This window comes from Kitasatospora sp. NPDC059827, assembly GCF_042731675.1.
Taxonomy (GTDB): Bacteria; Actinomycetota; Actinomycetes; order Streptomycetales; family Streptomycetaceae; genus Kitasatospora.
This window is the reverse complement of the sequence record NZ_JBHWIV010000159.1, coordinates 1-6,596: the sequence shown is the minus strand read 5'-3', so window position 1 is coordinate 6,596 and position 6,596 is coordinate 1. Positions and strand designations below refer to the sequence as shown.

General features: G+C 73.4%; 5 protein-coding genes. 3 read left to right on the top strand and 2 right to left on the bottom strand.

Annotated elements, in window-relative coordinates:
- Nucleotides 1–54 precede the first annotated feature (54 nt).
- Both lon and ACFV8H_RS40930 read right to left on the bottom strand, forming a co-directional pair.
- Nucleotides 55–2,451: an endopeptidase La gene (gene lon, locus ACFV8H_RS40935; RefSeq protein ID WP_380409812.1), complete on the bottom strand. Its 2,397-nt coding sequence runs from the start codon at nucleotides 2,449–2,451 to the stop codon at nucleotides 55–57.
- Nucleotides 2,452–2,617: 166 nt separating this feature from the next.
- Complete coding sequence (locus tag ACFV8H_RS40930) at nucleotides 2,618–3,469, bottom strand: rhomboid-like protein (protein ID WP_380409810.1); 852 nt, start codon at nucleotides 3,467–3,469, stop codon at nucleotides 2,618–2,620.
- A gap of 565 nt (nucleotides 3,470–4,034) precedes the next feature.
- Here ACFV8H_RS40930 and ACFV8H_RS40925 point away from each other — a divergent pair.
- The 3 genes from ACFV8H_RS40925 to ACFV8H_RS40915 all read left to right on the top strand — a co-directional run.
- On the top strand, nucleotides 4,035–4,772 hold the full coding sequence (locus ACFV8H_RS40925; protein ID WP_094742879.1) for a response regulator transcription factor: 738 nt from the start codon (nucleotides 4,035–4,037) through the stop codon (nucleotides 4,770–4,772).
- A gap of 80 nt (nucleotides 4,773–4,852) precedes the next feature.
- Nucleotides 4,853–5,983 (top strand): sensor histidine kinase, encoded by a 1,131-nt coding sequence (locus tag ACFV8H_RS40920; RefSeq protein ID WP_375897243.1) that lies wholly within the window; start codon nucleotides 4,853–4,855, stop codon nucleotides 5,981–5,983.
- Between the two features lie 287 nt (nucleotides 5,984–6,270).
- A partial coding sequence (locus ACFV8H_RS40915) for a hypothetical protein (protein WP_380409808.1) occupies nucleotides 6,271–6,596 on the top strand: 326 nt, incomplete at its 3' end.

Genomic DNA, 6,596 nt, shown 5'->3' with positions numbered 1-6,596 from the left:
GCCGGGGGGGGGGGCGGGCGGGGGGCCCCCCCCCCCCGGCCCCCCCCGACCGCCTCAGGCTGCGGCGACCAGCACCCCGGCCGGCTCCAGGGCCAGCGCCAGCACCTCGCGCACGTCGGCCACCGGGTGGACGGTGAGCCGCTCCAGCACCTCGGCCGGGACGTCGTCCAGGTCGGCCTCGTTGCGCTTGGGGATGATCACCGTGGTAACGCCGGCCCGGTCGGCGGCGAGCAGCTTCTGCTTCACCCCGCCGATCGGCAGCACCCGCCCGGTCAGCGACACCTCGCCCGTCATCGCCACGTCGGTGCGCACCTTGCGGCCGGAGAGCAGCGAGGCCAGCGCCGTGGTCATGGTGATGCCGGCGCTCGGCCCGTCCTTGGGGACGGCCCCGGCCGGGACGTGCAGGTGCACGCCGCGGTCGCGCAGCGAGGTGACCGGCAGTTCCAGCTCGGCGCCGCGCGAGCGGAGGTAGGAGAGCGCGATGTGCGCGGACTCCTTCATCACGTCGCCCAGCTGCCCGGTCAGGGTCAGCCCGGTGCCGCCCGTCTCGGCGTCGGCCAGCGAGGCCTCGATGTAGAGGACGTCGCCGCCGGCGCCGGTGACGGCGAGGCCGGTGGCCACCCCGGGGACGGCGGTGCGCCGCTCGGCGGGTGCCTGGGCGGCCTCCGGCACGTGGTGCGGGCGGCCGATCAGGGCGGGCAGGTCCGCCGCGCCGACCGCGGCGGGCAGCTCGCGCTCACCGAGCTCGGCCTGTGCGGCGATCTTGCGCAGCACCCGGGCGATCGAGCGCTCCAGGGTGCGCACGCCCGCCTCCCGGGTGTACTCCCCGGCGAGCCGGCGCAGCGCCTCCTCGTCCACGGCGACCTGTCCGTCGGCCAGGCCGGCCTTCTCCAGCTGGCGCGGGAGCAGGTGGTCGCGGGCGATGACGACCTTCTCGTCCTCGGTGTAGCCGTCCAGGCGGACCAGCTCCATCCGGTCGAGCAGCGGCTCGGGGATGGCCTCCAGCACGTTGGCGGTGGCGAGGAAGACCACGTCGGAGAGGTCGAGTTCGACCTCCAGGTAGTGGTCGCGGAAGGTGTGGTTCTGGGCCGGGTCCAGCACCTCCAGCAGGGCGGCGGACGGGTCGCCCCGGTAGTCGGAGCCGACCTTGTCGATCTCGTCGAGCAGGACGACCGGGTTCATCGATCCGGCCTCCTTGATCGCCCGCACCAGCCGGCCGGGCAGGGCGCCGACGTAGGTGCGCCGGTGGCCGCGGATCTCCGCCTCGTCCCGGACGCCGCCGAGCGCGACCCGGACGAAGTTGCGGCCCATGGCGCGGGCCACGCTCTCGCCGAGCGAGGTCTTGCCGACGCCGGGCGGCCCGACCAGGGCGAGCACCGCGCCTCCTCGGCGGCCGCCGATCTGGCCGAGCCCCTGGTCGGCCCGGCGCTTGCGGACGGCCAGGTACTCGACGATCCGCTCCTTGACCTCGCCGAGGCCGGCGTGGTCGGCGTCGAGCACGGCGCGGGCGCCGGCGATGTCGTACGCGTCCTCGGTGCGCTCGTTCCAGGGCAGCTCCAGGACGGTGTCCAGCCAGGTGCGGATCCAGGAGCCCTCGGGCGACTGGTCGGAGGAGCGCTCCAGCTTGTCGACCTCCTTGAGCGCGGCCTCGCGGACCTTCTCGGGCAGGTCGGCGGCCTCGACCCGGGCGCGGTAGTCGCCCTCCTCGTCGGCCGGGTCGCCGTTCAGCTCGGCCAGCTCCTTGCGGACGGCCTCCAGCTGGCGGCGGAGCAGGAACTCCTTCTGCTGCTTGGCCACGCCTTCCTCGACGTCCTTGCGGATGGTGTCGTTGACCTCCTCCTCGGCGAGGTGGTCGCGCAGCAGGGTGAGCGCGTACTCCAGGCGGGCGACCTGGTCGGCCTCCAGCAGCACCTTGAGCTTCTGCTCGGCGGTGGCGAAGGGCGCGTAGCCGATGTTGTCGGCGAGCTCGCCGACGCCCTCGATCTGCGCCACCCGGTCGACGATCTGCCAGGCGCCGCGCTTGCGCAGCCACTGGGTGGACAGCGCCTTGTACTCCTTGACCAGCTCGGCGGCCCGCCCGGCCACCGGCGTGCCGACCGAGGACTCCTTGAACGGTGTGGTCTCCACCCAGAGGGCGGCGCCGGGGCCGGTGGTGCCGACCCCGATCCGGACCCGGCGCACGGCGCGCACCAGCGCCGCCGGGTCGCCGTCCGCGAGCCGGCCGACCTGCTCCACGGTGGCCAGCGTGCCGGCCGCCGCGTACGAGCCGTCCACCCGCGGGACCAGCAGGACCTGGGGCTTGCCGGAGCCGGTGGCCGCGGCACGGGCGGCCTCGACCGCGGCGCGCACCTCGGTGTCCTTGAGGTCCAGCGGGACGACCATGCCCGGGAGCACGACCTCGTCGTCGAGGGGCAGCACGGGCAGGGTGAGCGGTGTGGACGTCGATGCCATGATCTCTCCCCGGTCAGTGAACTTGAGTCGACCTGACTAAGGATTCGCGGGCGCCGGTTGTTCCCCGCACCTTGTTCGCTGCGAGCGAACAGGGCCGTCGCCGGAACGGCCGGGGGGAGGCCCCGTCAAAAGGGAGCGGAAAGAACGGCCCAAGAGGGCCCCGGCGTCAGCGCGCGGTGGACGGCCGACGCCCGGCCCGCACCGCCGCGGCGGCCGGGGGGACGACCGAGGAGAGCACGGAGGAGAGCACCGAGGAGGCGGACGGGGAAGCGGCGGAGCCGACCGCCCGCACCCGGGCCGGGCGCAGCCGCGGCCCGGGCGGGCGCCGCTCGATCCGGCCCAGCCAGCGCCACAGCGCCATCCCGGTGAGCAGCGCGGCCGGGTGCCCCACCGCCGTGACCAGGTCCTTCTGGGTGGCGATCTGCTGGGCGAGCATCAGCCCGACGCCGGCCAGCGCCACCGCCCGCGCGCGCGGCGGCAGCGCCCCGGCGGCCGCGCCCAGGCAGGCGAGCACGCCGTAGCTGACGCCGATGTCCAGCTGGTCCATCGCCGCCGGGGCCAGTCGCCCGGTCTCCACCGCGGTGATCACCACGCCCTGGGAGAGCAGGGTGGCCGCCACGTGCCCGGCGGCGAACACCGCCGCCGCCCGGGCCGGGCCGACCCGGCGCTCCAGCGGGGCCAGGGTGAAGGCGAAACCCCACAGGTAGGGCAGCCACGATCCCCCGGCCACCCAGAAACCACTCAGCAACAGGGCGCGCAGCGGGTGCTGGAGCAGGTTGTGGCCGTCCGAACTGGAAGCTTCCTGCAAACGCTGGACGAGTTCCGGATCGGCGATCCCCGCGAAGGTCGAGGTGACGCCGACGACCGCGAGATATCCGATCGTGAACGGGGTCCGCCGAGGTGTCGGCACGCGTTCCAGCAGCCATTCGACGGGACCGCCGCGCAGCCGGCCCGGGAGCATTCCGTACGGCGCCCCCGAAGGCGCGCGCCCGCCGGCACCCCACCGCAGTCCAGCCATGACGCCTCCGCTCCCACACCCGCAGCCGCACGGCGCCCGGAGGGCGCCCGACGCCCCGGCGCGGAGGCCGGATTCCGCCCTGCGGGGCGTTGTCGCGGCCACGCTACGTCGAGGTTCTGAGAGGCACCTGAGAAAAGCCCGTGAAGACCGTCGACGACGGGACCGGCCGGATTCCCGACATTGGTCCAGACCTTCTCCCGATTAACGCGTCAGTAGGGCCTCTGACCGGCGACTTGGCGTCAACTGGACTGCATACGTACCGTTACGCAGTGAAAATTCGCCGGGTAAGGTATCGGCCCGTGCCCACTCCTTCGGTGGGCCCGAGGGCGGCCGGACAGCCGGCCCAGCGGGCCGGAAACGTCCGGTCCGCCTGCCGGGAGGCATCCGCTGTCCGTACGCTGCGAAGTGCGTGGGAGGAGTGGGCGGAAGACCATCCGTCCTCCACTCCCCGGTGCACGAACGGGACGGCGGACCCGGCACAGTCCACGACGGAACAAGACTACGAGCGGAGCCCCGCCATCCCCACAGGTGGCCGGCCCGCAGCCCTGGGGGCGGTGGCGTGACCGTGACAGAAATTCAGCAGGACAACCCCAACACCGGCGGCACTGTGAGCAGCCAGCGCAGAGTGCTGGTGGTGGAGGACGAACCCACGATCGCCGAGTCGATCGCGGCGCGACTGGGCGCCGAGGGGTTCAAGGTCGCCGTGGCCCACGACGGCCCCGGCGCGGTGGACGGCTTCCACACCTGGCAGCCGGACCTGGTGGTCCTGGACATCATGCTGCCCGGCTTCGACGGGCTGGAGGTGTGCCGCCGGATCCAGGCCCAACGCCCGGTGCCGGTACTGATGCTGACCGCCCGCGACGACGAGACGGACCTGCTGGTCGGCCTCGGCGTCGGTGCCGACGACTACATGACCAAGCCGTTCTCCATGCGCGAACTGGCCGCCCGGGTCAACGTACTGCTGCGCCGCGTCGAGCGCGCCCAGCAGGCGGCCCGCACGCCCGCGCTCGGCAGCCTGCGCTTCGGCGAACTGGAGATCGACCACGTGCAGCGCCGGGTCCGACTCGCCTCGGGCGACGTCCACCTGACGCCGACCGAGTTCGACCTGCTGGCCTGCCTGGCCGCCCAGCCGCGCGCGGTGCTCACCCGCGAGCAGCTGCTGGCCGAGGTCTGGGACTGGACCGACGCGTCCGGCACCCGGACCGTGGACAGCCACGTGAAGGCGCTGCGCCGCAAGATCGGCGCCAGCTGGATCCGCACCGTCCACGGCGTCGGATACGCGCTGGAGGCCCCGCTCTCCTGACGGGGGCTTCGGGCGACGGGCCACCGGGGGGCCCGTGTCCCGGCACCGCCGTGACAACACGCGGGGATCACAGGGGAGCAATGACCTTTCCACAGCAACGCAACGGGGACGCCGACGGCGCGCGCCCGCAGACCCTGGCCGCCCGTGCGGCCAGCCGGGTCTGGGCCGACATCCGTCCGCTCGACCCGGTCCGCTCCATCAAGGGCAAGCTCGCCCTGCTGGTGATCGTCTCCGTGTTCCTGGCCACCGGGATGGTGGTCGTGGCGATCCGGTCCGAGACCCAGATCCGGATCATCATGGTCTTCTCCATGATCGCCTCGCTGCTGTTCATGCAGTTCCTCGCGCACGGGCTCACCGCCCCGCTGCGCGAGATGACGGACGCCGCCCGCGCGATGGCCTCCGGCGACTACAGCCGCCGGGTCGAGGTGAACTCGCGCGACGAGATCGGCGAGCTGGCCGCCGCCTTCAACGGCATGGCCGCCGACCTCCAGGCCGCCGACCGGCACCGCCGCGAACTGGTCGCCAACGTCTCGCACGAGCTGCGCACGCCGATCGCCGCGCTGCGCGCCGTGCTGGAGAACGTGGTGGACGGCGTCGTCCAGCCCAACCCGGCGACCCTGGGGGCCGCCCTGGAGCAGACCGAGCGGCTCGGCCGCCTGGTCACCCACCTGCTGGACCTCTCCAAGATCGACGACGGCGTGGTCGACCTGGACGCCCGTCCGTTCGAGGTGCGCGAGTTCCTGGACGGCGTGCTGCGCGGGGTCACCGTGGACGGCGCGACGGCCGGCGGGGCCTTCTCCCGGCGCGGTGACGTCCGGCTCGCCCTGGAGGTCAGCCCGGTCGGCCTGACGGCCGTGGCGGACCCGGAACGCCTCCACCAGGTGGTCGCCAACCTGGTCGACAACGCCTGCAAGCACTCCCCGCCCGGCGGCACCGTGACGGTGCGCGCCCGGCCCGACGGCGAGGACGGCGGCCTGCTGCTGGAGGTCCAGGACGAGGGCCCCGGCATCCCGCCGGCGGACCGCGGCCGGGTCTTCGAGCGGTTCAGCCGCAGCGGCACCGCGACGGCCTCCGGGCCGGGCTCGGACGGCGGCACCGGGCTGGGCCTGGCGATCGCCCGCTGGGCGGTGGACCTGCACGGCGGACGGATCGCCGTCGCCGAGTCGCCGAGCGGCTGCCGGATCGAGGTCCGGCTGCCCGGGCAGTCCTGAGGCGGTCGGGACATTTGTCACAGATCCGACACAGACGCATACGAAGATCGTCGACGGATGAACCTAGGCTTTTGTCCGCTTTCACCCCGATTTATGGGGTGATCGGGCCCGATCGGTTCCCCGCAGATACGGCTTTCTAACGCACTTTTTCAGCCAATCTGCAGGTCAGGACTGTGATCTGGGCGACGCCTGGGGCCCGGGGACTGCGCGATCACTGGTCAGGGGCGTAGCCTTAATCCCCGCTGTCCAAACATCCCAAAAGGAAGCGGAAGAGGGCGGTTGCCGCCGTGTCGCCACAGTCCCCTGAAACCCCCAACAGCTCGGCAAGCTCCACTGGCTTCGGCCCCAATGAGTGGCTCGTCGATGAGATCTACCAGCAGTACCTCCAGGACCCGAACTCGGTAGACCGAGCCTGGTGGGACTTTTTCGCCGACTACAAGCCCGGTACCGAGGTGACCCCAGTGACCCAGGCCGCGACCCAGGCCGGCCCCACGCCGACCCCTGCCGCTGCCCCCGCGACCGCCGCTGCTGCTGCGCCGGCTGCGCCCGCCGCTCCGGCCCCGGCCGCCGCCCCGCTCGCCGCCGCGCCCGCCGCGCCCCCGGCCCCCAAGGC

What these genes read in the sequence shown, in the direction of transcription:
- lon (WP_380409812.1), bottom strand. Translation starts at nt 2,451, where the DNA reads ATGGCATCGACGTCCACACCGCTCACCCTGCCCGTGCTGCCCCTCGAC.
- ACFV8H_RS40930 (WP_380409810.1), bottom strand. Translation starts at nt 3,469, where the DNA reads ATGGCTGGACTGCGGTGGGGTGCCGGCGGGCGCGCGCCTTCGGGGGCG.
- ACFV8H_RS40920 (WP_375897243.1), top strand. Translation starts at nt 4,853, where the DNA reads ATGACCTTTCCACAGCAACGCAACGGGGACGCCGACGGCGCGCGCCCG.